A 25,276-nucleotide genomic window follows, 5' to 3' on the forward strand; every position below is an offset into this window, starting at 1 on the left:
ATGGCCAGTCTACTGGCGCAACGCCCCGATGGGTGCGACGAAGGTGCTCGGCGTGCTCACTCGGCTGCTTGGATCGGCCAGGTCGCTGACCTCGAAACGCACGTTGCGGCTGAAGTCCCGGGCATTGTCGAGCAACGCGATGCTGACCGGCAGGTCGGCAATTTCACCTGCGGCCAGGCTGATTTCACGCGGGCCTTGCAACTCGAACGGCCCGCTCTCCAGTCCGAGCACATAGCGGCGCGGCTGCTGGGTCTTGTTGATCAGTTTGAGCCGATACATGTTCTCGATCTGCCCCTGCATGTTCTCGCGGTAGAGGGTGCGGTCGCGGGTGACGTCCAGCTGCAACTGCGGCCGGGCCTCGAGCGCCCAGATGAAGGCAGCGATCATCGCCGTCATCGCCACCGCATAACCGATCAGACGAGGGCGGAAGAGGCGTGTGGCGCCACCCTGCAGGGCACGTTCGGAGGTGTAGCGCAGCAGGCCTCGAGCGTAACCCATCCGGTCCATGACGCTGTCGCACACGTCGATGCACGCGCCGCAGCTGATGCAATCCAACTGCAGACCGTCGCGGATGTCGATGCCGGTGGGGCAGACCTGTACGCATAGTGTGCAGTCCACGCAATCGCCGAGGTTCTGCGCACGCGGGTCACTGCCCTTGCGCCGCGCGCCACGGTTTTCGCCCCGCGTGGCGTCGTATGAAACCAGCAGCGTATCGGCATCGAACATCACGCTCTGGAAGCGCGAATAGGGGCACATGTGCAGGCACACCTGCTCGCGCAGCCAGCCGGCGTTGATATAGGTCGCGGCAGTGAAGAACAGCAACCAGAAAGCAGTCGTCGCGCCGAGCTCAAGGTGTACAAGGTCGCCCAGCAATTCGCGCACCGGCGTGAAATAGCCGACGAAAGCCAGTGCGGTCGCCAGGCTGATAGCCAGCCAAAGCGTGTGTTTGGCAGTGCGGCGTAGCAGCTTGATGGGCTGCCAGGGCGCCGCGTCGAGCTTGATGCGCTGCAGACGATCGCCCTCGGTGACCTTTTCCACCCACATGAACATCCAGGTCCAGCTGCTCTGCGGGCAGGCGTAGCCGCACCAGATGCGCCCGGCCAGCACGGTTATGAAGAACAGGCCGAACGCGGCGATGATCAGGATTGCTGAGAGCAGGATGAAATCCTGTGGCCAGAAGGTGGCACCGAAGATGTGAAACTGCTGGCGGTCCAGATCCCAGAGCACCGCCTGGCGTCCGTCCCAGTTCAGCCACACGGTGCCGAAATAGAGCAGCATCAGCAGGCCGCCGCCCAACAGGCGCAGATTGCGGAAACGCCCGCTGAAGCTGCGCGTATGAATGGGCCCGCCGCTTTGAGCGGGTGTCAGGCGGATCGGTTGGCTGGGATCAACGGTTTCGATGATCTGCGCGGGTATGCGGTCGGTCATTAGGCTTCGCCCCATAGGCATTTCAGGCGAAGCGGATGATCCCTGCCGATGGTGTTGCATAACAGACTCAGATGAACAGCCAAAATACGGATCAGATGAGCATCGGTTGCCTGCTCGGAAACGGCTTCGGACAATGGGTTGACCTGTATCAGTGGAACGTTTCGGGATTGGCTGATCTGCTTTTTTAGCGCCAATCTGCATCTGTTGCGCTGCTGCGAACGCAGCCATAGTCGAAACCTTTTGCCACGCACTGAGGAGCTGTCGTCATGATTTCTGACCTGCCGCCAATGGAGCACCGCCGATGATTCTCAAGGGCCTGACCTGGCTGGTGCTGCTGCAACTGCTCGGCAATCTGATCAATCTCGTACTGCTGCCGGCGTTGCCGGGGCCGATCATCGGCATGCTGTTGCTGTTCGGCCTGTTGCTGTTGCGTCGTAGCATTCCCGAGTCGCTGGAGAAGACCGCGGCGCTGTTACTGCAGTACCTGCCACTGCTGCTGATCGTGCCCGCAGCCGGGATCATGACCAGTGGCGCCGCGCTGCTGGACGACCTGCCGGCCATCGCCGCCGGGTTGGTGCTGTCCCTGCTGATCACTGTGCCGTTCTGCGGCTGGCTGATGCAGCGGCTGATTCGTCGGCTCGACCTCAAGCGGGAGGATCAGGCATGACGGTTCTCGACTGGCGCACGGCCTGGGCGGCCGTTGTGGTGCATCCGCTGTTCGCCGTAGCGCTGACGCTGATCGCATTCCAGCTCGCGCTGATGCTCTACCGGCGCAGCGGCTGGTTGGTTCTGCAGCCGGTGATGATCGGCATGCTCCTGGTGGTTGGCACGCTGACCCTGGTGGATCTGGACTACGCGCGCTACCGCGAGGGAGCCTCGTTGATCGCGATGTTGTTGGGGCCTGCAACCGTGGCGCTGGCGGTGCCGTTGCATCGCCACCTCAAACGGATTCAGCAGTTGTTCTGGCCTATCGTCATCACCCTGGCGATCGGCGGTGTGCTTAGCGTGGTGCTGACGCTGATGATTGCCTGGGCATTGGGCGCGCAGCTGCCAGTGCTGATGAGCCTGGCGCCGAAGTCGGCAACCATGCCGATCGCCATGCTGGTGGCCGAGCAGCTTGGCGGCTTGGCCTCGCTGGCGGCGGTGTTCGTCATGCTTACCGGTGTCATCGGCACGGCACTGGGGCCGCTGTTGCTGCGTTGGGCTGGCGTCGATCATCCCGCCGCACGCGGCCTCAGTTATGGCATCAATGCGCACGCCATCGGTACGGCACGCGCGCTGGAGGAGGGCGATGAATGCGGTGCCTTCGCGGCGCTGGGGATGAGCTTGCTGGGCATACTTATCGCACTGTTGCTGCCTTTCGCCCTCGGTTGAATCTCTGCCCGCAGTGTTCCTGATGAAGCGCACGAATTACGGGCGCTTCAGCCCTCACGTGGTACTGGCTAGCGCCCGGTCCGACCCGTTAAAGTAGGCGGCGGTCGCTTGACCGTGCACAGGGTGCAAACCATGAAATTGCGGATGTTCCAGGTCGATGCTTTTACCGCTGAACGTTTCCGGGGCAATCCCGCGGCGGTGATCCCCCTGCAAGCCTGGCTGTCGGATGAGTTGATGCAAGCCATCGCCGCCGAAAACAACCTTTCCGAAACCGCCTTCTTCGTGCGCGAAGCGGACGGGGCGTTTCACATCCGCTGGTTTTCGCCGCTTACCGAAATCGATTTTTGCGGGCACGCCACCCTGGCCAGCGCTTTCGTGCTGCTGGAAGCGGGCCTGGCGCAGGCTCCGCTGGTTTTCCGCGCTGCCGCCGTGGGCGATCTGAGCGTGCAGCGTCGGGCTGACGGCCTGCTGGAAATGAGCTTCCCCAACCGCGCGCCAGAGCCGGTTGCCGAACCGCCGGCGGCATTGTTGCAGGGGCTTGGATGCAAGCCAGACGCCGTGCTGCGCAACCAGCAGGCCTGGTTCGCCGTCTACCGCGACGAACAGCAGGTGCGCATGTTGACGCCTGACCTCGAGCCGCTGCGCATGCTGGCGCCGCTGGATGTAGTGGTGACCGCGCCAGGGCGCGAACAGGATTTCGTCTCGCGTTACTTCTGGCCGGCCAATGGCGGTGCCGAAGATCCGGTGACCGGTTCCATCCATGCCGGGCTCGCGCCTTATTGGGCCGAGCGACTGGGCCGCAATGAACTGGTGGCGCTGCAGGCGTCGGCGCGTAGCGGCATCCTGCACTGCCGGGTCGAGGCGGATCGGGTGATGGTGGCCGGCCAGGCCGTGCTTTATCTCGACGGCACCATCGAACTTTAAAAGACCTTTCTTCATGCATTGCGGGCGGCCGGGAGTCGGCGCGATGGGTGTGCCTGTGTGTGGCTGATCGATTCAACCAATGGGATTGCGAAACGTGATGATGAAAAGGCTGCTGCCGTTTGTCCTGCTTGCCGGTGCGATGAGCCCGTTCGCCTTTGCGGCGCCGCCGGTATTACCACTGGATAACCGCCAGGCGCTGATCGAAACCCTGCTTGGACAGATGACCCTGGCGGAGAAGGTCGGCCAGCTGCGCCTGATCAGCATCGGTGGCGACATGCCGCGCGAACGAATCGCCGAGGAAATCGCCGCCGGGCGCATCGGCGCTACATTCAATTCGGTCACCCGCGCCGATAACCGTCCGATGCAGGACGCCGCGTTGCGCAGCCGTCTGGGCATCCCGATCTTCTTCGCCTACGACGTCATTCACGGTCACCGCACAATCTTTCCGATCAGCCTGGCCTTGGCTTCCAGCTGGGACCTCGACGCCATTGCCCTCAGCGGTCGCGTATCGGCCATCGAAGCCAGTGCCGATGGCCTGGACCTGACCTTTGCGCCAATGGTCGACATCACCCGTGACCCACGCTGGGGCCGCACCTCGGAAGGCTTCGGCGAAGACCCGTACCTGGTTTCGCAGATCGCCAGCACGCTGGTGCGCGCTTACCAGGGCCAGCACCTCTCTGCGGCGGACAGCGTGATGGCGAGCGTCAAGCACTTCGCACTGTACGGCGCTGTGGAAGGCGGGCGCGACTACAACGTGGTCGATATGAGTCCGCAGCGCATGTATCAGGACTATCTGCCGCCTTATCGGGCCGCCGTGGATGCCGGCGCTGGCGGGGTGATGGTGGCGCTGAACACGGTCAACGGCGTGCCGGCCAGCGCCAATCGCTGGCTGCTGCGTGACCTGCTGCGCGATGACTGGGGCTTTCGCGGTCTGAACATCAGTGACCACGGCGCCATTGATGAATTGCTCCGCCATGGTGTGGCCCGCGACGGACGCGAGGCAGCGCGCCTGGCGATCGAGGCGGGCATCGACCTGAGCATGCACGACTCGCTCTACCTGCAGGAACTGCCCGGGCTGGTCGAGCGCGGCGAGGTGCCGATCGAGCTGATCGACCAGGCCGTGGGCCGGGTCCTCGGCGCCAAGTACGACCTCGGGCTGTTCCACGATCCGTACCTGCGCATCGGCAAGGCGACTGACGATCCTATCGAGGTCAATGCCGAAAGCCGCCTGCATCGCGAGGCTGCAAGACGGGTGGCGCGCGACTCGCTGGTCTTGCTGGAGAACCGCCAGCAAACGCTGCCGCTGCGCAAGGACGCGACCATTGCGCTGGTCGGGCCGCTGGCCGATTCCCACGTCGACATGCTCGGCAGCTGGTCCGCAGCCGGGGTTGCCGCGCAAGCGGTGACCCTGCGCCAGGGCCTCGAAGCGGCGGTTGGCAAGGGCGGCCAGGTCATCCATGCCCGCGGCGCGAACGTCACCGATGACGCGGGGATGATCAAGTACCTGAACTTCCTCAATTGGGATCGTCCCGAAGTATCGCTGGACCCACGCCCGCCGCAGGCGATGATCGATGAGGCGGTACGTGCCGCGCGTGAGGCCGACGTGATCGTTGCCGCGCTGGGTGAGGCGCGAGGCATGTCCCACGAATCATCCAGTCGCACCAGCCTTGCGCTGCCGGCCAGCCAGCAGGCGCTGCTCGAGGCACTGGCCGCCACCGGTAAGCCGTTGGTGGTGGTGCTGATGAACGGACGGCCGTTGCAGCTTGGCTGGGTCAAGGAGCACGCCGATGCAGTGCTGGAAACCTGGTTCGCCGGCACTGAGGGTGGGCACGCCATCGCCGACGTGCTGTTCGGTGCGCATAACCCGTCCGGCAAGCTGCCGATTTCTTTTCCGCGCTCGGTTGGCCAGATTCCTACCTATTACAACCTCCCTCGGCTTGGGCGTCCCTATGTCGAAGGACGCCCCGGCAACTACACCTCGCAGTATTTCGAAGAGCCTAACGGTGCGCTGTACCCCTTCGGCTATGGCCTGAGTTACACGGGTTTTGAGCTGTCGAAGCCACATCTTTCGCGGCGTGAGCTGAAACGTGGGCAGAATCTGGAGGTCAGCGTAACGGTGAAGAACACCGGAGCGCGCGCCGGCGCAACAGTCGTGCAGCTCTATTTGCAGGATCTGGTGGGCTCCAGCGTACGCCCGGTCAAGGAGCTCAAACGCTTCAAGAAACTCATGCTGAAGCCTGGCGAGACACAGGTGGTGCGCTTCGGACTGGGTGAGGACGACCTCAAATTCTATGACGCGCGGCTCGACCATGTGGCGGAGCCAGGCGAGTTCGAGGTCCAGCTGGGGCTCGATTCGCAGTCGGTGCTGAGCGAGCGTTTCGAGTTGTTGTAATAAATATCCTGTATGCAGCGTGCCTGCCGTTGCGCTTCTTGGCGCAGCGGCGTGACTGGCTAGGCTGTATGCAGCCAAACCATAGCGACGCAGAGCGGACTCTGCACAATCGTGTAATTCGGAGGCGGTGTGTTACGCATTTTTCAGTGGAAGACCGGAACGCAGTCGGCACGCATGCTGGCGGGGCTGGCAGGCGGGTTGTGCATGTTGATGGCTGGCAGTGCGCTGGCGTTTGGTCTCGATGATGTAGCCGAACGGGCACAGGCGCTGGCTGCCAGCGGTTACGAAGAGCCGGTCAGCAACCTGCCCGCTGAGCTGCGCAAGATGGCATTCGCCGATTACCAGCGGCTGCGCTTCAACCCCGAGCATGCCTACTGGAAGGATGCCGAGACGCCATTCCACCTGCAGTTCTATCATCAGGGCATGCATTTCGACACGCCGGTGCGGATCAACGAAATCACCGCCACGGACGTTCGCGAGATCCGCTACGACCCGGCAATGTTCCAGTTCGATGGCGTCGAGATCGATCCTGCCGCCCTGGAAGGGCTCGGTTTCGCTGGCTTCAAGGTGCTCTATCCGCTGAACAAGAAGGACAAGCAGGACGAGGTGATGACCCTGCTCGGCGCCAGCTACTTCCGCATCATCGGCAAGGGCCAGTGGTACGGGCTGTCCGCGCGTGGGCTGGCGATCGACACGGCTCTGCCGGTTGGCGAGGAGTTCCCGCGCTTCCGTGAATTCTGGGTCGAGCGGCCGCAGGCTGATCGGCGCAATCTGGTGATCTATGCGCTGCTCGACTCGCCACGTGCCACCGGCGCCTATCGCATGGTGCTGACGCCGGGCAAGGACAGCACGCTGGATGTGCAGGCCAAGGTGTATCTCCGCGAACCGGTCGGCAAGTTGGGCCTGGCACCGCTGACCAGCATGTTCCTGTTCGGTGCCAACCAGCCGAGCGATTCGCTGAACTATCGCCCGCAATTGCATGATTCCGAGGGGCTGGCGATCCACGCCGGCAATGACGAATGGCTCTGGCGACCGCTGAACAACCCGCGTCGCCTGGCGGTCAGCGCTTTCAGCGTGGAGAACCCGCGTGGCTTCGGGCTGATGCAGCGTACCCGCGACTTTGGCCGCTACGAGGATCTGGACGACCGCTACGAGCTGCGCCCGAGCGCCTGGATAGAAACCCGTGGCGACTGGGGCAAGGGCCATGTCGAGTTGGTGGAAATCCCCACGCCCGACGAAACCAATGACAACATCGTTGCCTTCTGGTCCCCCGAGAAGCAGCCGGAGCCCGGCCAGTCGCTGGATCTGGAGTATCGCCTGCATTTCTCCATGGACGAACCCAGCCTGCACGATCCGAAGCTGGCCTGGGTGCAGCAGACCCGCGTTTCGGCTGGCGACGTCAAGCAGGCCAACCTGATTCGCCAGCCAGATGGCAGCACCGCGCTTATCGTCGACTTCGTCGGTCCGGTGCTTGAGCAGCTGGCAGAGGATGCACCGGTGACCACCCGCGTCAGCATCGATGACAACGCCGAGTTGGTGGAAAACAACCTGCGTTACAACACCGTCACCAAAGGCTGGCGCCTGACGCTGCGGCTGAAAGTGCACGACCCGGCGCGACCGGTGGAAATGCGTGCCGCGCTGGTCGATGGCGAAAAGACCCTCTCCGAAACCTGGACTTATCAGATCCCGCCCCATGAATGAGCAGCAGGATGCAATGAACACCATTGCCGAAGGCTATTGCGATGGTCTGGCGTTGAACGACGCCGAAGACCCGGCGAGATACCGGCAGACGGCGGAGCAGGGCGGCCTGCTTGCGCTGCACGATGAAATGTCCGCCGAAGTGCGCGAGGGACGCGAGCCATCGCGGCGCCTGCTCGATTCGGTGGTTGCCCGGCTGCGGCTGGGCTGGGGCGATCTGTTCGACCGTGCCGGGGCGATTGCCGAAGACCACCAGGGCCGAGCCTATGTGCAGTCGACCCCGCCGATCGTGCGCACGCGCATGGTCCCAGAACCCTGGCACACCAATATCCTGCGCCGCGGCTGGCGGCGGATGCTGGGCCGTTCGACCCCGCGCCGGCAATTCGAACCCAGCCCGCAGCCGCTCGACGAAGCCCGTTGGCGGCGCGTTGCCGCCTTGCGCCGCTCGGCACTGTTGCTGCTGATGATTGGCCAGACCGCGTTTGCCACGTGGCAGATGAAGGCGGTGCTGCCTTATCAAGGCTGGTTCCTGGTGGACCTGCAGGAGGTCTTCGTCCAGCCGCTGGCCGAGTCGGCGCGGCAGATCCTGCCGTACGTGGTGCAGACCAGTATTTTGCTGCTTTTCGCGCTGCTGTTCTGCTGGGTCTCGATGGGGTTCTGGACCGCGCTGATGGGGTTTTTCCAGCTATTGAGCGGGAAGGATCGTTACAGCATCTCGGCAAGCAGCCCTGGTAATGAGCCGATCCCGGCCGAGGCGCGTACGGCGCTGGTGATGCCGATCGCCAACGAAGATGTGCCGCGAGTGTTCGCCGGCCTGCGGGCGACCTACGAGTCGCTCAAGGCGACCGGTGAGCTCGAGCATTTCGATATCTTCGTGCTCAGCGACAGCAACGATCCGGACACCTGCGTCGCCGAACAGAAAGCCTGGGTCGAGCTGTGCCGCGCCGTGGATGGCTTCGGCCACATCTTCTACCGACGGCGTCGACGCCGGGTCAAACGCAAGAGCGGCAATATCGACGACTTCTGCCGTCGCTGGGGCAGCAGCTACCGCTACATGGTGGTGCTCGACGCCGACAGCGTGATGAGCGGCGAATGCCTGACCAGCCTGGTGCGGCTGATGGAAGCCAATCCCAACGCCGGCATCATCCAGACCGCGCCGAAGGCTTCGGGCATGGACACGCTCTATGCGCGGATGCAGCAGTTCGCCACGCGCGTCTACGGCCCGCTGTTCACCGCTGGGCTCAACTTCTGGCAGTTGGGTGAATCGCACTACTGGGGCCACAACGCGATCATCCGGGTCAAACCCTTCATCGAGCATTGCGCGCTGGCGCCGCTGCCGGGAACCGGCTCGTTTGCCGGTGCGATCCTGTCTCACGACTTCGTCGAAGCGGCGCTGATGCGCCGGGCCGGCTGGGGCGTGTGGATCGCCTATGACCTGCCGGGCAGTTACGAGGCGCTGCCGCCCAACCTGCTCGACGAGCTAAAGCGGGATCGCCGCTGGTGCCATGGCAACCTGATGAACTTCCGCCTGTTCATGGTGCGTGGCGTGCACACGGTTCATCGCATGGTGTTCCTCACCGGCGTCATGTCCTATCTGTCGGCGCCGCTGTGGTTTCTCTTCCTGCTGCTGTCCACCGGTCTCTTGGCGATCCATACGCTGATGGAGCCGGAGTATTTCCTGCAGCCCAACCAGCTCTACCCGCTATGGCCGCGCTGGCAACCGCAAGAAGCCGTTGCGTTGTTCTCGGCGACCATGACGCTGCTGTTCCTGCCCAAGCTGCTCAGCGTACTGCTGATTTGCATCCAGGGCGCGCAAGCCTACGGAGGAAGGCTGCGCGTGGTGTTGTCGATGCTGATCGAAACGCTGTTCTCGGTGCTGCTGGCACCGGTGCGCATGCTTTTCCACAGCGTATTCGTCACCGCGGCGTTTCTCGGTTGGTCGGTGCAGTGGAACTCGCCACAGCGGGGCGATGACTCCACGCCCTGGGGCGAAGCATTGCGCCGGCATGGTTCGCAGATCGTCATCGGGGTGCTGTGGACGGCGCTGGTGGCCTGGCTGGATGCGGCCTTCCTCTGGTGGCTGGCGCCCATCGTGGTGTCGCTGATGCTCTCGGCGCCGGTGTCGGTGATCACCAGCCGTACCGGTCTAGGGCTGGCTGCACTGCGCCACAAGCTGTTCCTGATTCCGGAGGAGTACGCGCCGCCTGCCGAACTGGCCAATACCGATCGCTACCAGCAGCAGAACGAAGCCAACGCGTTGCGCCAGGGCTTTCTCGTGGCGGTGGTCGATCCGTTGTACAACGCACTGGTCTGCGCCATGGCGCGGGCTCGTCATGCCAAGGTAGTGCCAGCTGCCGATCACCTTCGCGAACAGCGCCTGGCTGAAGTGCTTGCGGGTGGCCCCGCCGGTGAAAAAGCCGAAGCGGCGCGTTGGCGGTTGCTCAACGATCCGGACGGCATGGCACTGTTGCACCAGCACGCCTGGAATGACCCGGCCGGTGCAGCCTGGCTCGAGCGTTACCGCAAGCAATACCCGCACGGCGTATCGCGTGCGGAGCTGAGCGAGCCTCGCTGAGCCATCCGCCCATGTGGCTACCCAGGCCGCATGGGCGTTGTGCTCAATCGTCGCGCGTGAGCACTTCCAGCAGCTCGATTTCGAAATGCAGATCGGAATTCGGCGGAATGTGTGCGCCAACCTGGCGTTCGCCGTAGCCCAGGTGCGCCGGCACGAATAGCCTGCGTTTGCCACCGACCTTCATGCCCATCAGCCCGATATCCCAGCCCTTGATTACCCGACCCGTGCCGATCACGCACTGGAAGGGCTTGCCGCGCTCGTAGGAACTGTCGAACACAGCGCCATCACTCAGCGTGCCGCGGTACTGGGTCGTGATCAGCGCGCCTTTGACGACCGCTTTGCCATCGCCCAGCTGAATATCTTCGACCTGTAGTTCTGCTTCGCTCATTCATATTCCTCGGCGTGCTGATAAAGGCGCCGTTTTCGCAGGTTAATCCAGAGCAGGCAAGACCGGGCCAGGCCTTTCCAGTTCTGGACTATATGGCGGACCCCGTCGCACTTCGAGTTATCGATTTATCCGATATTTATTGGCAGAAAATTGCGCACATATACGATCTGAGTAAATAGATCATCTGTGTCACAGGAATTGGCCCAGTGGCCGACTTCCATCCGGAGGCTCAGATGATCGAACGACGTCCCTATGCGCAGCTCGGCGACGCCCAGCATGGCTGGCTGAATGCCCGCCACCATTTTTCCTTTGCCGCTTATCACGACGCCGAACGTATGCGCTGGGGCCGCTTGCGCGTCTGGAATGATGACAGCATCGCACCGCACACCGGCTTCGACCCGCACTCGCACCGCGACATGGAAATCATCACCTACGTGCGTCAGGGCGCCATCACCCACGAGGACAGCCTGGGCAATCGTGGCCGTACCGTGGCCGGCGATGTGCAGGTGATGAGCGCCGGCACGGGCATCGTGCACAGCGAGTACAACCTTGAGGATGAAGAGGCGCGCATCTTCCAGATATGGATTCACCCCGAGCAGACGGGCCTGCCACCGAGTTGGGGCACGCGGACATTTCCGAGTGGGGAGCGCGCCGGTGCTTTCGTCACGCTCGCCAGCGGCCTGCCCGGTGATGAAGAGGCGCTGACGATTCGTGCCGAGGCGAGGTTGGCAGCGGCTACGCTTGGAGCAGGGCAGAGCGCCGACTTTGCAATCGCCGATGGGCGCCGTGTGTATCTGGTGCCCGCCAGCGGCCGTATCGAGGTCAATGGGCTCGAAGTTGCCGCAGGCGATGGCGTAGCCGTGCGCGACGAGGCGCGACTGACCATCAGAGCATTGGAAAAAAGCGAAGTGGTCCTGGTCGAGTCGCGCTGAGGGTCCGGGCGGGAACGTCCCGGCCGATGGTCCATCACATCCAGAACATTATTCAGACTCACCCACCGAAAGAGGAAACCAAGATGGCGAAGATTCTCGTGCTGTATCACTCCATGTACGGCCATATCGAAACGATGGCCAATGCTGTGGCCGAAGGTGTACGTCGCGTGCCAGGCGTCGAGGTGACGATCAAGCGTGTGCCGGAAACCATGCCCGAAGACGCCTTCCGCAATGCTGGCGGCAAGGTCGATCAGTCTGCCGACATCGCCGATCCGAACGAGCTGCCGGACTACGACGGGATCATCTTCGGCACGCCGACCCGCTTCGGCAACATGTCCGGACAGATGCGCAACTTCCTCGACCGCACCGGCGGCCTGTGGGCCAAGGGCGCGTTGCATGGCAAGGTTGCTAGCGTGTTCGCTTCGACCGGCACTGGCGGCGGCCAGGAAATGACCATCACCTCGACCTGGACCACCCTGGCGCACCACGGCATGGTCATCGTGCCGACCGGTTATGGCATCAGCGAGTTCTTCGACATCTCCGAAACCAACGGCGGCACGCCCTATGGCGCCACGACCATCGCCGGCGGCGACGGCTCGCGTCAGCCTTCAGAAAAGGAACTGGCCATCGCGCGCTACCAGGGCGAGCACGTGGCGAAGATCACCAGCAAACTCAAGGGCTGATCAGCAGAACCTATGCTGGGTCCCGGCCGGGGCCCAGCAGCAGGCCATACATCAATTCATCGACGAAGCCATCATCGCTGCTGCGCTTGTAGGCGGCGCGCTGCGTACCTTCATAGGCAAAACCAAAGCGCTCGTAAAAGGCAATCGCCCGCGGGTTGTCCGCCTCCACCGTCAACTCCACACGACGGATGCCGCTGGCGGCCAGCTTGTCGATGGCGTCCTGCATCATTCGGCTAGCCAGGCCGCTGCCCTTGACCTCGGGCGCAACGGCCAGAGTGCCGAGGTACGCGACATGGGCGGCACGGCCCAGATGCCGCTGTACCTTGTAGAACCCCTGAATCTCACCGCCGTCCTCGTAGACATAGAAGCTGCCGCTTTCGAACAGCGGCTCGAAGACCTTGCCGAAGGCGTTCCGGGGCATGGGGTCGAAGCCCAGATACGGCACCACATCCGGGTGCATGTAGATGTCGTAGACCCGCTGCTGGTCGGCGGGAATGGCGAGGCGGCGCATGTGCATCTCCAATGTGCTGGTGGCGGCAGCATAGCCGCTGAGCCAACGACAGCGGCGACGCTTCCAACCCGAAGGGTGGGCTTCAGCCGACCGTTAGAGCCGGGGCGCTGTGGTGGGCTTCAGCCCTCCCTACGGTGATTCGCGGGAGAGTGCGAATCACTGCGCTGCATCAGCCGCGCCTGCGCCAATGCGGTGATAATGCGCGTCGCTTAACCATTCACTTCAGCTAAGGACATCGCCCCGTGGTGCTATTCGAGATCGTTCCGCGCAGCCCCGAAACCTATCGTCGCGAGACCCGTCGCAGCACGTTGGTTGTCGTTGCCACCTTTGCAGCGCTGGCCATGGGGTTGGCGACGTTAGCCGTGGCGCTGTTTGGCGAGCCGGGCGGCAACAACCTGCCGCTGAACATCGGCGGGGTGGTTGTCGGGCTGGTGCTGACCATCGGCCTGGTCAGATCGATCTACTGGCAACAAGCCTGGATGGCCTCGGCGGTTTACGGCTGGGGACTCAAGCGCAGCCTGATGCGCGTGACCAACATGATGCATCAGGTCAAGGCCGGCGTAAGCGCTGGTGATCCCGATGCGATGAAGATGTTGCGCTTCTATCATCTGGGGCTGACGCAGATGCACCAGCTCGACGGCAACTCCAGCGGCCTCAGCGATTCAGTCGCTGAAATCGACCGTCACCGTGAGGTGATGGAGGCGCAGAGCATGGATATCGACCAGCCACGACTGGAGTCCGGCTGGCTGGAACGAGTCGGCCAGATCGAGGCCAAGCGCTGAAGCGAGCGGTTTGAAATGCGGGTAGCGCCGTTAACGGCGCTACGCATCAATGCACGTGTCGACTGCCGTCCGGGTGGTGATGCACGTCGGCTTCCGCTTTCGGCTTCTTCGCCGCGTGGTCATCGTGCGCGCCATGATGATCGTCTGCTGCTGACGTTGACCCGCGAGGTGCGGCTGGGCTGGCGTGCTGCCCGCTGTGATCGTGCATGTCCGATTCACCGCCGCCATGCTGGTGGCCGTCACTGGCAGCGACCAGCGACTGGTATTGCGCCGCGTCGAGCTGCGGTAGCCGGTCAATGAAGGCGACCATGCCCCAGATGTAGTCGTCGCCCATGCTCTTGCCCCACGCGGGCATGCCGGTGGCTTTGATTCCGTGCTTGATGACCCAGAACGTCGCGCCCGGGTCGCCGCCGGTGCCCCGTTTTGCCAAGTTCGGCGGGGCCGGGTAGAGGCTCTCGCTCAGCTCGGTAGCGGGCATCTCCGGTGCCAGGTGACAGCCGATGCACATCGCGTGGTAGTTGCCGGCACCGGAGCGGATCAGTGCCTCATCGTCGAGGCTCGGCACTTCGATTTCACGAGCGCGTACGGCAATCGAGCGCTCGCGGGTGATTGCCAGCAACGCCTCGACCGCCCGCGAATGTGGCTCGTCGGCCGCGACACTGATCACACCCGAATACAGCACCCCGGCACCGATTACGGCGAGTCCGACGCTGGTCAGCGCCAGGGTCTTGATTGTTATTTTCATGGGTTCAGAACCAGAAGCGAACGCCGGCGACCAGCTTCGCCTCACTGACATCTTCATCCTCGGCGCGCAGCAGGTCGGCGGTGTTGCCGTAGGCGCGGCCCCAGCTGACGCCGACATAAGGCGCAAACTGACGGTTGATCTCATAACGCAGGCGCAGCCCGACGCTGGCGTCGCTGAGGCCAGAACCAACGCCGCGCGCCTCGTCGTTGCGCCCGTGCAGGTTCAGCTCCGCGGTGGGTTGCAGCACCCAGCGCTGGGTCAGCAGGATGTCGTATTCGGCCTCCAGGCGCAGCGCGGTCTGGCCACCTTCGCCGAGGAAAGCTGTCGCCTCGGTTTCCAGGCCGAACAACGGCATGCCCTGTACGCCGAAGGCGGCCCAGGTTTGCGGCGAGCCGGGCTTGAAGTCCTGGCGCACGCCAGCGACGGTTTCCCACCAGGGGCCGATGGCGTGGCTCCAGAGCAGCTGCAGCTCGGCTTCCTCGGTGTGGCCGTTGGTGCGCTCGCCCTCGGAACGGAAGGCCAGACGGTCGATATCGCCGCCATACCAGCCGGAGATATCCCAGGCCAGCGTGCTGCCCTTGTCGGCGTCCTGCCATTCCAGCTGATCAGCGAGGAACAGGAAGTTGCTGGCACCCTGGTGCATGGAGTGGGCTGGCAGGTCGGGGAATGCGGCGGCGCGGTCTGCATCGCTGATCGTCGGGATCGGCGAACGTTGCTGCTGTTCAGGCGGAACGCCGGTCGACGGTGGGTGAGGCATGCCGCTGTGACCCATGTCGCCATGGTTGGTTGGCGCATGGTTCATTTGGCTGTGATCCATCTGTCCATGGTCCATCTGGCTGTGGTCGGTTGGCGAACCGTGCCCAGCGTGACCGGAATGGTCCATGGCCTGCTGCGCCTGGCTCGCCGTTGCAGCCAGTGCGAGGGCGACGGCGATGGGCAGTGTCTTAGTGATCATGTGGCTTGCCCTGTTCAGGGCTCTTTGGCATGTCCTTCTGCATTTTTCCGTTGCCCATGCTGCCGTGATCCATATGGCCGGAACCCATGTGCTGGTCATGCATCTCCTGCATCTTGTCATGGTCCATGCCCTGCATCATGCCGCCCTGCTTTGCATCGGGCTTGGGCTGGCTGGCCTGCGGTGCGGCCTGTTCGGCTGGCGCATTGGCGGGATGATGAGCGTCGTGCTCGCTCTGCGCGTGGGCGGCGTTGAGGTTCAGAGCGGCAGCCAGGCCGAAGGCGAGCAGGGCAGTTTGCTTGAGCGTTTTCATAGACTTCTCCGTCATTCTTCTACGCGGACTTCGCGGAACATCCCGAGGTCCATGTGCATCAGCATGTGGCAGTGATAGGCCCAGCGTCCGAGGGCGTCGGCGGTGACGCGGTAGCTGCGTTTCGCGCCCGGTGGCATGTCGATGGTGTGCTTGCGTACCTGGAAGTTGCCGTGTTCGTCTTCCAGGTCGCTCCACAGTCCGTGCAGGTGGATGGGGTGATGCATCATCGTGTCGTTGACCAGCACGAAGCGCACCCGCTCGCCGTACTTGAGCCGGATCGGCTCGGCGTCGGCGAAGGGAATGCCATCGAACGACCAGGCGAAGCGCTCCATATGCCCGGTCAGGTGCAGTTCGATGGTACGCATCGGCTCGCGGCCGTCCGGATCGGCGAAGGTGCTGCGCAGGTCGGCGTAGGTCAGCACGCGCCGGCCGTTGTTACGCAGGCCGATCCCCGGGTCATCCAGCTTGGGCACCGGGATCATGGTCTGCATGTCCACCAGTGGATTGTTGGTTTCGCTGGCCGGATGCGCCTGCATGCTGGCGCCGGACGAACCGTGGCCCATTGCCGAGTGGTCCATCTGGCCGTGATCCATCGCGCCGTGCCCGGCATGGGCGTCATGACCCTTCGCGGGTGCCGCAGCAGCCTTGCCATGGGCGGCATGATCGCCATGGCCCATGTCGTCCATCGTCAGTTCAGGGCGTGGGTCGGGCTCGGGCACCCGCGCTTGCAGGCCATCGCGCACAGCCAGGGTGCCGCGCGCGTAGCCGCTGCGGTCCATGGCCTGCGCGAACAACGTGTAGGCATCCTGGCTGGCGTCCGGCTCGACGATCACGTCGAGGGTTTCCGCCACGGCCAGGCGCACTTCGTCCACCTGCACCGGCTCGACGTTCTGCCCATCGGCCGCGACCACGGTGAGCTTGAGACCCGGGATGCGGAAGTCGAAATAGCTCATCGCCGAGCCGTTGATCAGGCGCAGGCGGATGCGCTCGCCGGGCAGGAACACCCCGGTCCAGTTGCCGTCCGGCGCTTGGCCGTTGAGCAGGTAGGTATAGGTGGCGCCGCTGATGTCGGCGAGATCGGTCGGCGACATGTTCATCTTTGCCCAGGCCCAGCGCTTGCTGACGGTGTCGCTCCAGCCCTGGTCCGCGACATCGTTGATGAAGTCGCCAAGGGTGCGCCGGCCCTGGTTGTAGTAGTCCGACCGCTTCTTCAACTTGGCCAGCATACGCGCCGGGCTTTCATCGGTCCAGTCGGATAGAAACACCACGTAGTCACGGTCGTAGCTGAACGGGTCCGGCTCCTTGGGATCGATAATCAGCGCGCCATAGACGCCCAACTGCTCCTGGAAGCCGGAGTGGCTGTGGTACCAGTAGGTGCCGCTCTGGACGACCTTGAAGCGGTATTCGTACATGCCGTCCGGCGCGATGCCGGCGAAACTGAAGCCGGGCACGCCATCCATGTTGGCTGGCAGCAGGATGCCGTGCCAGTGAATTGAGGTGTCCTGTGGCAGCCGGTTGCGCACGCGCAGGGTGACGGTGTCGCCCTCGCGCCAGCGCAGCAGTGGGCCGGGAATACTGCCGTTGATGGCCATGGCAGTGCGGCGCTTGCCGGTGAAATCCACAGTCATGGAATCAATGCTGAGGTCGAACTCGGTGCCGCTGAGCACCGTCGGTTGCCCTGCGCTGGTCAGCGCCCATACGGGCTGTTGCCACAGCCCGAGGCCAGCGACGGCGCCGCCGGCGGCCAGGCTTTTGGCGAAGGTGCGCCGAGAACTGGTCAATTGCATGCGGGTCCTGTTCGGTCGATCGGAATATTGGTTTGCCGCCGTGCAGGCACGACGCTGCAACGCTATGGCAAGCACCATAGCGCGGCTCATCTGTCAGCGACCTGAAGCGAAAATTACGATTTTGTCAGCTTGCGGCGTGGCGGCCCAATTGGGCTGGCCACGCCTAAGATGCGGACGGCATAGGCACCGTCCTGGGGTGCGTTGCTTAGCGTACCGGCTGCGCGCCGAGGTAGTCGCCCAGCACCAGGTCGCGGCCCTTGGTGGTCAGCCCGATCACCTGATACTGCTGGTGCGGCTGGCCGTAATCCATGCCCGGTGAGCCTGCCGGCATACCCGGCACGGCAACGCCGGCCAGGTCGTCACGCTTCTGCAGTTCGTGAATCGCCGCAACCGGTACGTGCCCTTCGATGAACTTGCCGTCGATCACGCCGGTGTGGCAGGAGCCGAGGCGGGGCGCGACGCCCAGTTTCTGCTTGACCGCCGACATGTTGCTTTCGACGTGATCGCGCACTTCGAAGCCGTTGGCCTCAAGGTACTTGATCCAGTCCTTGCAGCAGCCGCAGTTGGCATCGCGGTGCACATCGATGACGTCCGCGGCGTGGGCCATGCTGGACACCAGCAGGGCGGCGAGAGCGGTGAGGTAGAGCTTCATGGGATTCTCCAGAGCGATGTTCAGTTGCAGCCGCAGCCGCACCCCGTCTTGCGAGGCGCTGGGACGGGCGAGCCGGTGGCGATTTCGGCAGGGTAACCGGCTTCGTCGAGTGTTGCGATAAGCACGGCGCTATCGGCAGTGCCATCTATCCGGGCCAGTCCGGTGGCCAGGTCGACCTCGACTCGCTCGACGCCCGGCAAGGGCTGCAATGCGGCGGTTACATGCCTGACGCATGCGCCGCAGGTCATGCCGGAAACCTTGAGTTGAATGTTGGTCATGGGGTGGTCCTCGGTTAGCCAGTTTTGTAGCACCGGCTTGATGCTCGACCTTGACGCGATGGTAAGGTCAAGCCTCATCTGCTGCGTACCACGCTAGCGCTGTCGGCCTGACAGGAGGCTGATCGGAAGATTACTTTTTTGTCAGCTTCGTGGCGTCTCGGGTACGGGCACTGCCACACTTGCGCCGTCGCTATTGAAGGAACTTGTCGCCATGAAATTGCTGGTCGCTGAAGACGAACCGAAAACCGGCATGTACCTGCAGCAGGGTTTGAGCGAGGCCGGATTCACCGTCGATCGCGTCACCAGCGGCACCGATGCGCTGCAGCATGTGCTCAGCGCGCCTTACGACCTGTTGATTCTTGACGTGATGATGCCCGGCCTGGATGGCTGGGAAGTGCTGCGACTGGTACGGGCTTCGGGCAACGAGGTGCCAGTGCTGTTTCTGACCGCGCGCGACCGCGTCGAGGATCGCGTTAAGGGGCTGGAGCTGGGTGCCGATGACTATCTGGTCAAGCCGTTCGCGTTTTCCGAACTGCTGGCGCGCGTGCGCACTTTGCTGCGGCGAGGTAATGCGGCTGCCTTGCAGACCCAGTTGAAAATCGCCGATCTGGAGGTCGACCTGCTCAAGCGCCGGGCCGTGCGGGCCGGCCAGCGCATCGACCTGACCGCCAAGGAATTCGCCCTGCTCGAACTGCTGCTGCGTCGGCGGGGCGAGGTGCTGCCCAAGTCGCTGATCGCCTCGCAGGTGTGGGACATGAATTTCGACAGCGACACCAATGTGATCGAAGTGGCGATCCGCCGTTTGCGAGTGAAGATCGACGATGGTTTCGAGCCCAAGCTGATCCACACCGCGCGCGGCATGGGCTACATGCTCGACGAGCCGGACGCCCCATGAAGCGGCTGTCGCTGACCGCCAGGCTAAGCCTGATGTTCATGCTCGCGGTGACCGGTGTGCTGGCGGCGGCCGGCTACTTCTTCAGTCAGCTCAGCGAGCATCATTTCGACGAACTCGACCGCCACACCCTGCATGAAAAGCTCGAGGCGAGCCGCCGCCTGCTTGGGAAGCTGGGCGATCTGCAGGACTTCGAGCGCGTTCGCCCACAGCTACAGGCGTTGCTCGGCGGCCATAGCGAAATGCGCGGCTTCGTTTTCGATGGGCGTGGTGCACAGCTGTTTCCCGAATCGAGCGTTGATGAAATGGAGCCATCGCTGGTCGAACTGATCAGTCGGGAGGCCGGGGAGTTGACGCTGGAAGGCCGCGTCTGGCGGGGGGAGGCCGGTCATGTCGAGATCGGCGCGCAGCGGCTGACGCTGTTGATTCTGCTTGATGTAACGGCGCACAAGGCGTTCTTCCACACCTTCAGCGGCTGGCTATGGGGCGCGCTGGTGGCGTGCGCGCTGCTCAGCGGACTGCTCGGCTGGCTACTGGTGCGCAGCGGCCTGCGACCGTTGCGCGAGGTGACGCAGGTGGCCGCTTCGGTCTCGGCCAGATCCTTGCGCGAGCGCATCCCTGACGAGTCGACACCCGCGGAACTGCAGCAGCTGGTGCAGGCCTTCAACGCCATGCTGGCGCGGCTGGAGGATGCCTTCGTGCGGCTGTCGAACTTCTCCGCCGACATCGCCCACGAGCTGCGCACGCCGCTGAGCAATCTGATGACCCATACCGAGGTCGCGCTGACCCGCGCGCGCACGCTGGATCAGTACCAGGACAACCTGCATTCCAATCTTGAGGAGCTGCAGCGCATGTCGCGGATGATCGACGACATGCTGTTCCTGGCCAAGGCCGACAACGGCCTGATCGTCCCGGACGCCAAGCCGGTCGAACTGCAAGCGCTATGCGCGCAGCTGCTGGACTATTACCAGCTCTCGGCGGAAGAGCGCGGGGTTCGCTTCGAACTGTCCGGCACCGGCACCATTCAGGGCGATCTGCTGATGCTGCGTCGCGCGCTCTCCAACCTGCTGTCCAATGCGCTGCGTTACACGCCCGATGGCGGGTTGATCCGGCTGGATATAGAGCGAAGCGCTGATGCCGTAGCGCTCAGCGTCGCCAATCCCGGCGCGACCATTGCCCCTGAGCATCTGGAGCGGTTGTTCGACCGCTTCTATCGCGTCGACCCTGCACGCCGGGAAGGCAACCCGAGCAATGCCGGGCTGGGTCTGGCCATTACCCGTTCGATCGTTCAAGCGCACCAGGGGTCCATTAGCTGCACGTCGGAGCAGGGCCGTACGGTCTTTCGGCTGGATTTCCCCGGTTAACCTCCAACGGTGCCGGATGGCCCATGATGGTCTGCTGGCCAGGAGATACATGAATGCCAACCAACTGGAGAGGTAGATGCTGACTGTGAATATCGGGCCGCTGGCCCTGGCGGTGCCCCATGTAATTCTGCTGGGCAGCCTGTTGCTGGCGACGCTGACTGGCTGGTGGGTTGGCCGGCGTAGCGCGAGCAACCCGGAGCGGCAATTGTTCCGTTTGCTGCTGGTGGCATTGCTGGTGGCTCGGCTGGCCTTCGTTGCGATGTACTGGTCCTACTATCAGGACGACTGGCTAAGCGTCGTCGATATCCGCGACGGCGGCTTTATCGCCTTGCCTGGGCTGGTCGCTGCGCTGGCATTGGGAATCTGGTGGGGATGGCGCGACGGTGCGCTGCGCAAGCCGTTGGGCATCGCGCTGACGGTGGGAATTCTCAGCTGGGGCTTCGCCAATCTGGCGTGGCATTCCTTCGAGCAGGGCACGCGGCTGCCGGAAATGGGGCTGCGCGACAACCAGGGGCGTCCGGTGGCGCTCGAGGATTATTCCGGGCAGCCACTGGTCATCAATCTGTGGGCGACCTGGTGCCCGCCATGCCGGCGCGAAATGCCGGTACTGGCCGATGCGCAGGCACGGGAAAGCGACACCCTGTTTCTATTCATCAACCAGGGCGAGGGCGAGGGCGAGATCAATCGCTTTCTGGAGAGTGCAGGGCTGAGCCTGGAGAACGTGTTGCTCGACAGCGGCGGGCGCTTGGGCCAGCACGTCGGCTCCATGGCATTGCCGACCACATTGTTCTACAACGCCGACGGTCGGCAGGTCGGCAGCCACCTTGGCGAACTCTCACATGCCAGCCTGGCGCAGGCGCTCGAGCAGCTGAAGAGGGAAAGTAGCGAGTGATGCGATTCAGCTAGCCGGTGCTGCTTGGCTTATTGCTGCTGCCAATAAAGCACCGGCAGCAGCTCTGCCGAAGGCTACCAAGGCGGTCGTCCGCTTCGATGCGCCCGGAGGCCTGGAGGGTGATATGGGGGTTACGACAGTCAGGTTGCTTTATCCTGCGTTGCGATCGGTGGGCTTCAGCCCACCACGGGGTATGAAGCAAACGGAACGCCATCGGCTAGCTGTGAACCAGCGGAGCGGCGACCTTGCCAATACCTGTCCTTGCGCTCCAGTTTGTTTCCCAACCTGCGCGACTCAGAGTACTCCGAACACTTTCTTTGCCAGGCTGGTAGCTGCGGCCGCCGGATTCTTGCGGATGCCTGCCTCCTGCTCGGCGATCACCGTGAACAGCCCGTCCAGCGCCTGTTCGGTCACGTAGCTTTCGATATTGGCGTAGCTGCCGTTCAGCCCCGTCGGGACCTTGGCTGCGACGGCGTTGTATTGCTGCGCCAGACCAACCTGGTCGGTAGCCTGCTTGACGATGGGCAGGAATTTCGCGCGAATCTGGTCGCGGCTGGATTTGTTCAGGTACTGGGTGGCCGAGTCGTTACCGCCGGCGAGAATCGCCTTGGCGTCCTGCACGGTCATCTTGCGCACCGCGTCCAGCAGCAACTGCTGCGCTTGCGGCACAGCCTTCTCCGCGGCCAGGTTCATGCTGTTCTCCAGCTGTTCGACCTGCGCACCCATGCCGAGCATTTTCAGCATCCGCGAGGCCTTGCCGATGTTGCCCGGCAGTTCGATACGTACGTTCGGGTCGCTGCTGAAACCGCCCGGTCGACCAAGCTGTTGTACCGCGACCTTGGTGCCTTGATTCAGCGCATCCTTGAGGCCGGCGCTGGCGTCGCTCTGGGTCAGGTCGGAGAGCGACAGAGCAAAGGCGCTGGCGGAAAGTACCAGGCCAGCGGCAAGAGTGATGATGCGATACATGGCGATTACCTTGATTTGCAGGTGAGGAAGCGTTCGCGCCTGGGACATCGGCGGGCTACTTGCTGTGATGCTAGTGGATATCGAGCGGGGCGACATCCCGCAGGCAATACGCCTGCAGGAGCTAGTGCTGGCTGGCACCGCCAGTCCAACTCTCAGATGCCGGTTGCCGGCGGCGCCACGTCGGCTTCGTCGTGATGACGTTCAAGCGCCACCTGGCGGATCGATAGCCGAATCTCGGCCGGCAGCACGCGCTTGGCCGCGCCCTCGGCGAGTTCGGCAAGCTTCTCGTGATAGCCGAGCCGGCCATTCTCATCCGGGCTGACCACACCCTGCTCCTGCATGCTCTGGATGAAATGACGGAACAACGTTTTGTCGAAGAATTCCGGTGCGTTGAGCCCGTGCAGAATCGACAACCGCTGGGCCATGACGGTGCAGAGGGTTTCCAGCTCCTCGGCCGTGAGGCTGTGTTGGCCGCTGTTGAGCAGCAGTGAGGTCGCCATGTAGAAGCGCTGCAGGGTCTGCATGACCACCCGCGCAAGCAGCGTCAGCAGCACGAACTGGCGCGAGCTGGGAGCGGGGCGCACGTAATGGTTGCCATCTTCCTTGAGCAGGCCTTGCTCGACGAATGCAGCCAGCCACTGGTCGACCACCGCCCCAAGCTCCTCGACCTCCCAGCGTATGAACAGCTCGGCACGCAAATACGGATACAGCGCCTCGGTGAAGCGCTGAATCTGCTCGCGGCTGATACGTGAGCTGCTCTGGAAGAAACTGGCGAGCAGTGCTGGCAGCGCGAAGATGTGCATGACGTTGTTGCGGTAGTAGGTCATCAGGACGGCGTTCTGTTCGTCCAGGTAAAGGATGTTGCCCAGCGCATCCTTCTGCTCGGCGAGCAGGCCGAGGCTCTTCACATAGGCGATCAGCGCGTTGCCGTCACCATCCGGCAGCGTCGTGTGGGGCGAGTAGGGCACCGCACGCAGCAGGGTCTGGTAGAGATCGAGAATGCGCGCCAGCGATTGCTGATCTAGCGCTTGGCGACTGGTGGAGAGCATCGCCAGGGCCACTAGATTGACCGGGTTGACCGCCGCAGCCTCGTTCAGACGTTGGGCGATGCGCTCGGCCAGTCGATTGGTGGCGTCGTTCAGCCATTCGGGACGGAAATCCGGGGCGTGGGTCTGCTGGCGCCAGCCGGGCTGTTGCTGTTCGAGGAATTCGTTGAGTTTGAGCGGCTCGCCGAAGTTGACCCAGACCTGGCCGAAGCGCTGCTTGAGCGCGCCGATGACCTTGAAGATGTCGAAGATCGACTCTTTTTTCTTCGCCGCGCCACGCAGTTCGCCGAGGTAGGTGCGGCCCTCCAGGACACGTTCGTAGCCGACGTACACCGGCACGAAAAGGATCGGCAGGCGCGACGAGCGCAGGTAGCTACGAAGGGTCAGTGCCAGCATGCCGGTCTTGGGCTGCAGCATGCGACCGGTGCGCGAGCGGCCGCCTTCGACGAAGTACTCCACCGGAAAGCCGCGGGTGAACAGATTGTGCAGATATTCGTTGAATACCGAGGTGTACAGCGGGTTGCCCTTGAACGAGCGACGCATGAAGAAAGCACCGCCGCGGCGCAGCAGGCTGCCGATGACCGGCATGTTGAGGTTGATGCCGGCGGCGATGTGCGGCGGCGTCAGGCCGTTGCGGAACAGCAGATAGGACAGCAGCAGGTAATCGATATGGCTGCGGTGGCAGGGAACGTAGATCACCTCATAGCCACGCACGGCTTCCTGCAGCGGCTCGATATGGTTGACGCGGATGCCGTCGTAGATCTTGTTCCAGAACCAGGACAGCACCACCTCGAGGAAACGCACCGCCGTATAGGCGTAGTCCGAAGCCACCTCATTGCCGTAGCGCAGCGCCCTGGCTTCGGCCTTTTCGATGGATATGTTCTCGCGTTCGGCCTCGTCGCGAATCGCCTGGCGCACCTGCGGTGAGTGCACCAGGCCTTTGACCAGATTGCGCCGGTGGGACAGGTCGGGGCCGATTACGGCGGTCTTCTGGTTGCGGAAATGCACCCGCAGCATCCGGTGGACCATGCGCAGGGTGCGCTCATGGCCCTTGTTCAAGGCGATCAGCTCGCTCAGCTGGATCGGTGCGGAAAACTGCACGCGGGTCTTGCGCCCCAGCACCAGGATGCTGAGCAACTTGCGCAGGCGCCCGGTGACCGCCCAGCTGTCGGCGAACAGCAGCTTCCAGGCGCTGGTCTCGCGATTCGGCGACTGCCCCCAGAACACGCTGACCGGGATGATCTGCGCGTTCTCCACCGCGTTGTGCTCCAGCGCTCCGACCAGTCGCACCAGCGCAGGCGGGGCTACCAGCCGCGTACGGCGACCGAACCAGCTGGTCGGCGGATTCAGAAAGAAGAATGCAGCCGGCTCCACATGTTCACCCACCGCCACATCGGCCACCGGGCGTGGCAGCCCGGCTTTGCTGCACTCGGCGTCAAGCACCGCCAGATCGCTCAAAGAGGGCTGCTGCAGCACATAGAACACCGGCTTGCTGCGGTCCAGCTTGAGGGTGAAGGCGGACTGGTTGATGGTCTCCGAACGCACCCAGAAGTACAGCACGCGGCGCAGCATGGAGAAAATCAGACGGCGAATGGGGGAGCGGGTCATACGGCGGATTCGGCTATGAAAGGGGGCGGTGCCCTCGAAGGCGGCAAGTGTGCCGCAAGCGAGGAGGGCGGGCAAAATCTCTGCTGCTCGCCTG

The 25,276-nt window shown here is 63.4% G+C and carries 23 protein-coding genes; 12 read left to right on the forward strand and 11 right to left on the reverse strand.

Features of this window, described 5'->3' with window-relative positions:
- Positions 1 to 9: 9 nt before the first annotated feature.
- On the reverse strand, positions 10 to 1,428 hold the full coding sequence (gene ccoG / locus SM130_RS07445; protein WP_102823480.1) for a cytochrome c oxidase accessory protein CcoG: 1,419 nt from the start codon (positions 1,426 to 1,428) through the stop codon (positions 10 to 12).
- A 301-nt stretch (positions 1,429 to 1,729) separates the two neighbouring features.
- On the opposite strand from ccoG, the gene SM130_RS07450 reads away from it, so the two are divergent.
- The 6 genes from SM130_RS07450 to mdoH all read left to right on the forward strand — a co-directional run bounded on the left by SM130_RS07450 (position 1,730) and on the right by mdoH (position 10,391).
- On the forward strand, positions 1,730 to 2,095 hold the full coding sequence (locus tag SM130_RS07450) for a CidA/LrgA family protein (RefSeq protein WP_014820968.1): 366 nt from the start codon (positions 1,730 to 1,732) through the stop codon (positions 2,093 to 2,095).
- Positions 2,092 to 2,802 carry an LrgB family protein gene (locus tag SM130_RS07455; RefSeq protein WP_102823481.1) on the forward strand — a complete coding sequence of 237 codons (711 nt, stop codon included), beginning with the start codon at positions 2,092 to 2,094 and terminating at the stop codon, positions 2,800 to 2,802. The genes SM130_RS07450 and SM130_RS07455 overlap by 4 nt, the downstream gene beginning before the upstream one ends.
- Positions 2,803 to 2,946: 144 nt before the next feature.
- Positions 2,947 to 3,726 (forward strand): PhzF family phenazine biosynthesis protein, encoded by a 780-nt coding sequence (locus tag SM130_RS07460; RefSeq protein ID WP_102823482.1) that lies wholly within the window; start codon positions 2,947 to 2,949, stop codon positions 3,724 to 3,726.
- A gap of 100 nt (positions 3,727 to 3,826) precedes the next feature.
- Positions 3,827 to 6,118, forward strand: a complete 2,292-nt coding sequence (bglX, locus tag SM130_RS07465) for a beta-glucosidase BglX (RefSeq protein WP_102823878.1) — start codon at positions 3,827 to 3,829, stop codon at positions 6,116 to 6,118.
- Positions 6,119 to 6,292: 174 nt separating this feature from the next.
- Entirely contained in the window at positions 6,293 to 7,819 is a 1,527-nt protein-coding gene (locus tag SM130_RS07470) for a glucan biosynthesis protein G (protein ID WP_102823483.1), read from the forward strand.
- 13 nt (positions 7,820 to 7,832) lie between these two features.
- On the forward strand, positions 7,833 to 10,391 hold the full coding sequence (gene mdoH, locus SM130_RS07475; protein ID WP_102823484.1) for a glucans biosynthesis glucosyltransferase MdoH: 2,559 nt from the start codon (positions 7,833 to 7,835) through the stop codon (positions 10,389 to 10,391).
- A gap of 43 nt (positions 10,392 to 10,434) precedes the next feature.
- Here the strand turns inward: mdoH and SM130_RS07480 are convergent, their stop codons facing one another.
- A complete protein-coding gene (locus tag SM130_RS07480; RefSeq protein WP_102823485.1) occupies positions 10,435 to 10,779 on the reverse strand; it encodes an FKBP-type peptidyl-prolyl cis-trans isomerase in 345 nt (114 codons plus the stop codon).
- A 233-nt stretch (positions 10,780 to 11,012) separates the two neighbouring features.
- Between SM130_RS07480 and SM130_RS07485 the strand changes: the two genes are divergently transcribed.
- Positions 11,013 to 11,711, forward strand: a complete 699-nt coding sequence (locus SM130_RS07485) for a pirin family protein (protein ID WP_102823879.1) — start codon at positions 11,013 to 11,015, stop codon at positions 11,709 to 11,711.
- Positions 11,712 to 11,794: 83 nt separating this feature from the next.
- Positions 11,795 to 12,394 (forward strand): NAD(P)H:quinone oxidoreductase, encoded by a 600-nt coding sequence (wrbA, locus tag SM130_RS07490; protein ID WP_102823880.1) that lies wholly within the window; start codon positions 11,795 to 11,797, stop codon positions 12,392 to 12,394.
- Positions 12,395 to 12,404: 10 nt separating this feature from the next.
- On the opposite strand, the gene SM130_RS07495 is transcribed toward wrbA, so the two are convergent.
- Positions 12,405 to 12,905, reverse strand: a complete 501-nt coding sequence (locus tag SM130_RS07495) for a GNAT family N-acetyltransferase (RefSeq protein ID WP_102823486.1) — start codon at positions 12,903 to 12,905, stop codon at positions 12,405 to 12,407.
- A gap of 242 nt (positions 12,906 to 13,147) precedes the next feature.
- On the opposite strand from SM130_RS07495, the gene SM130_RS07500 reads away from it, so the two are divergent.
- Positions 13,148 to 13,687, forward strand: a complete 540-nt coding sequence (locus SM130_RS07500) for a DUF3087 domain-containing protein (RefSeq protein WP_102823487.1) — start codon at positions 13,148 to 13,150, stop codon at positions 13,685 to 13,687.
- Positions 13,688 to 13,733: 46 nt separating this feature from the next.
- Here SM130_RS07500 and SM130_RS07505 read toward each other — a convergent pair whose 3' ends face one another.
- The 6 genes from SM130_RS07505 to SM130_RS07530 form a co-directional block, all read right to left on the reverse strand.
- A complete protein-coding gene (locus SM130_RS07505; RefSeq protein WP_102823488.1) occupies positions 13,734 to 14,432 on the reverse strand; it encodes a c-type cytochrome in 699 nt (232 codons plus the stop codon).
- Between the two features lie 4 nt (positions 14,433 to 14,436).
- Positions 14,437 to 15,387: a copper resistance protein B gene (locus SM130_RS07510; RefSeq protein ID WP_102823489.1), complete on the reverse strand. Its 951-nt coding sequence runs from the start codon at positions 15,385 to 15,387 to the stop codon at positions 14,437 to 14,439.
- Positions 15,377 to 15,697: a hypothetical protein gene (locus SM130_RS07515; RefSeq protein ID WP_102823490.1), complete on the reverse strand. Its 321-nt coding sequence runs from the start codon at positions 15,695 to 15,697 to the stop codon at positions 15,377 to 15,379. The genes SM130_RS07510 and SM130_RS07515 overlap by 11 nt, the downstream gene beginning before the upstream one ends.
- 11 nt (positions 15,698 to 15,708) lie before the next feature.
- A complete protein-coding gene (locus SM130_RS07520; RefSeq protein ID WP_102823491.1) occupies positions 15,709 to 17,484 on the reverse strand; it encodes a copper resistance system multicopper oxidase in 1,776 nt (591 codons plus the stop codon).
- A gap of 205 nt (positions 17,485 to 17,689) precedes the next feature.
- Complete coding sequence (locus SM130_RS07525) at positions 17,690 to 18,136, reverse strand: DUF411 domain-containing protein (RefSeq protein ID WP_102823492.1); 447 nt, start codon at positions 18,134 to 18,136, stop codon at positions 17,690 to 17,692.
- A gap of 20 nt (positions 18,137 to 18,156) precedes the next feature.
- On the reverse strand, positions 18,157 to 18,414 hold the full coding sequence (locus SM130_RS07530) for a heavy-metal-associated domain-containing protein (RefSeq protein WP_102823493.1): 258 nt from the start codon (positions 18,412 to 18,414) through the stop codon (positions 18,157 to 18,159).
- 211 nt (positions 18,415 to 18,625) lie between these two features.
- On the opposite strand from SM130_RS07530, the gene SM130_RS07535 reads away from it, so the two are divergent.
- The 3 genes from SM130_RS07535 to SM130_RS07545 all read left to right on the forward strand — a co-directional run bounded on the left by SM130_RS07535 (position 18,626) and on the right by SM130_RS07545 (position 21,562).
- Positions 18,626 to 19,309, forward strand: a complete 684-nt coding sequence (locus SM130_RS07535; protein ID WP_003283788.1) for a heavy metal response regulator transcription factor — start codon at positions 18,626 to 18,628, stop codon at positions 19,307 to 19,309.
- Entirely contained in the window at positions 19,306 to 20,670 is a 1,365-nt protein-coding gene (locus tag SM130_RS07540; RefSeq protein ID WP_102823494.1) for a heavy metal sensor histidine kinase, read from the forward strand. The genes SM130_RS07535 and SM130_RS07540 overlap by 4 nt, the downstream gene beginning before the upstream one ends.
- Before the next feature lie 76 nt (positions 20,671 to 20,746).
- Complete coding sequence (locus SM130_RS07545; protein ID WP_102823495.1) at positions 20,747 to 21,562, forward strand: TlpA family protein disulfide reductase; 816 nt, start codon at positions 20,747 to 20,749, stop codon at positions 21,560 to 21,562.
- 294 nt (positions 21,563 to 21,856) lie between these two features.
- Here the strand turns inward: SM130_RS07545 and SM130_RS07550 are convergent, their stop codons facing one another.
- Both SM130_RS07550 and plsB read right to left on the reverse strand, forming a co-directional pair.
- Complete coding sequence (locus SM130_RS07550) at positions 21,857 to 22,528, reverse strand: DUF4197 domain-containing protein (protein ID WP_102823881.1); 672 nt, start codon at positions 22,526 to 22,528, stop codon at positions 21,857 to 21,859.
- Positions 22,529 to 22,680: 152 nt separating this feature from the next.
- The gene (plsB, locus tag SM130_RS07555) at positions 22,681 to 25,182 is read right to left on the reverse strand and encodes a glycerol-3-phosphate 1-O-acyltransferase PlsB (protein WP_102823496.1); all 2,502 of its coding nucleotides are present in this window, start codon (positions 25,180 to 25,182) and stop codon (positions 22,681 to 22,683) included.
- Positions 25,183 to 25,276: the final 94 nt, after the last annotated feature.

Source organism: Stutzerimonas stutzeri (assembly GCF_038561965.1).
Taxonomy (GTDB): domain Bacteria; phylum Pseudomonadota; class Gammaproteobacteria; order Pseudomonadales; family Pseudomonadaceae; genus Stutzerimonas; species Stutzerimonas stutzeri_AA.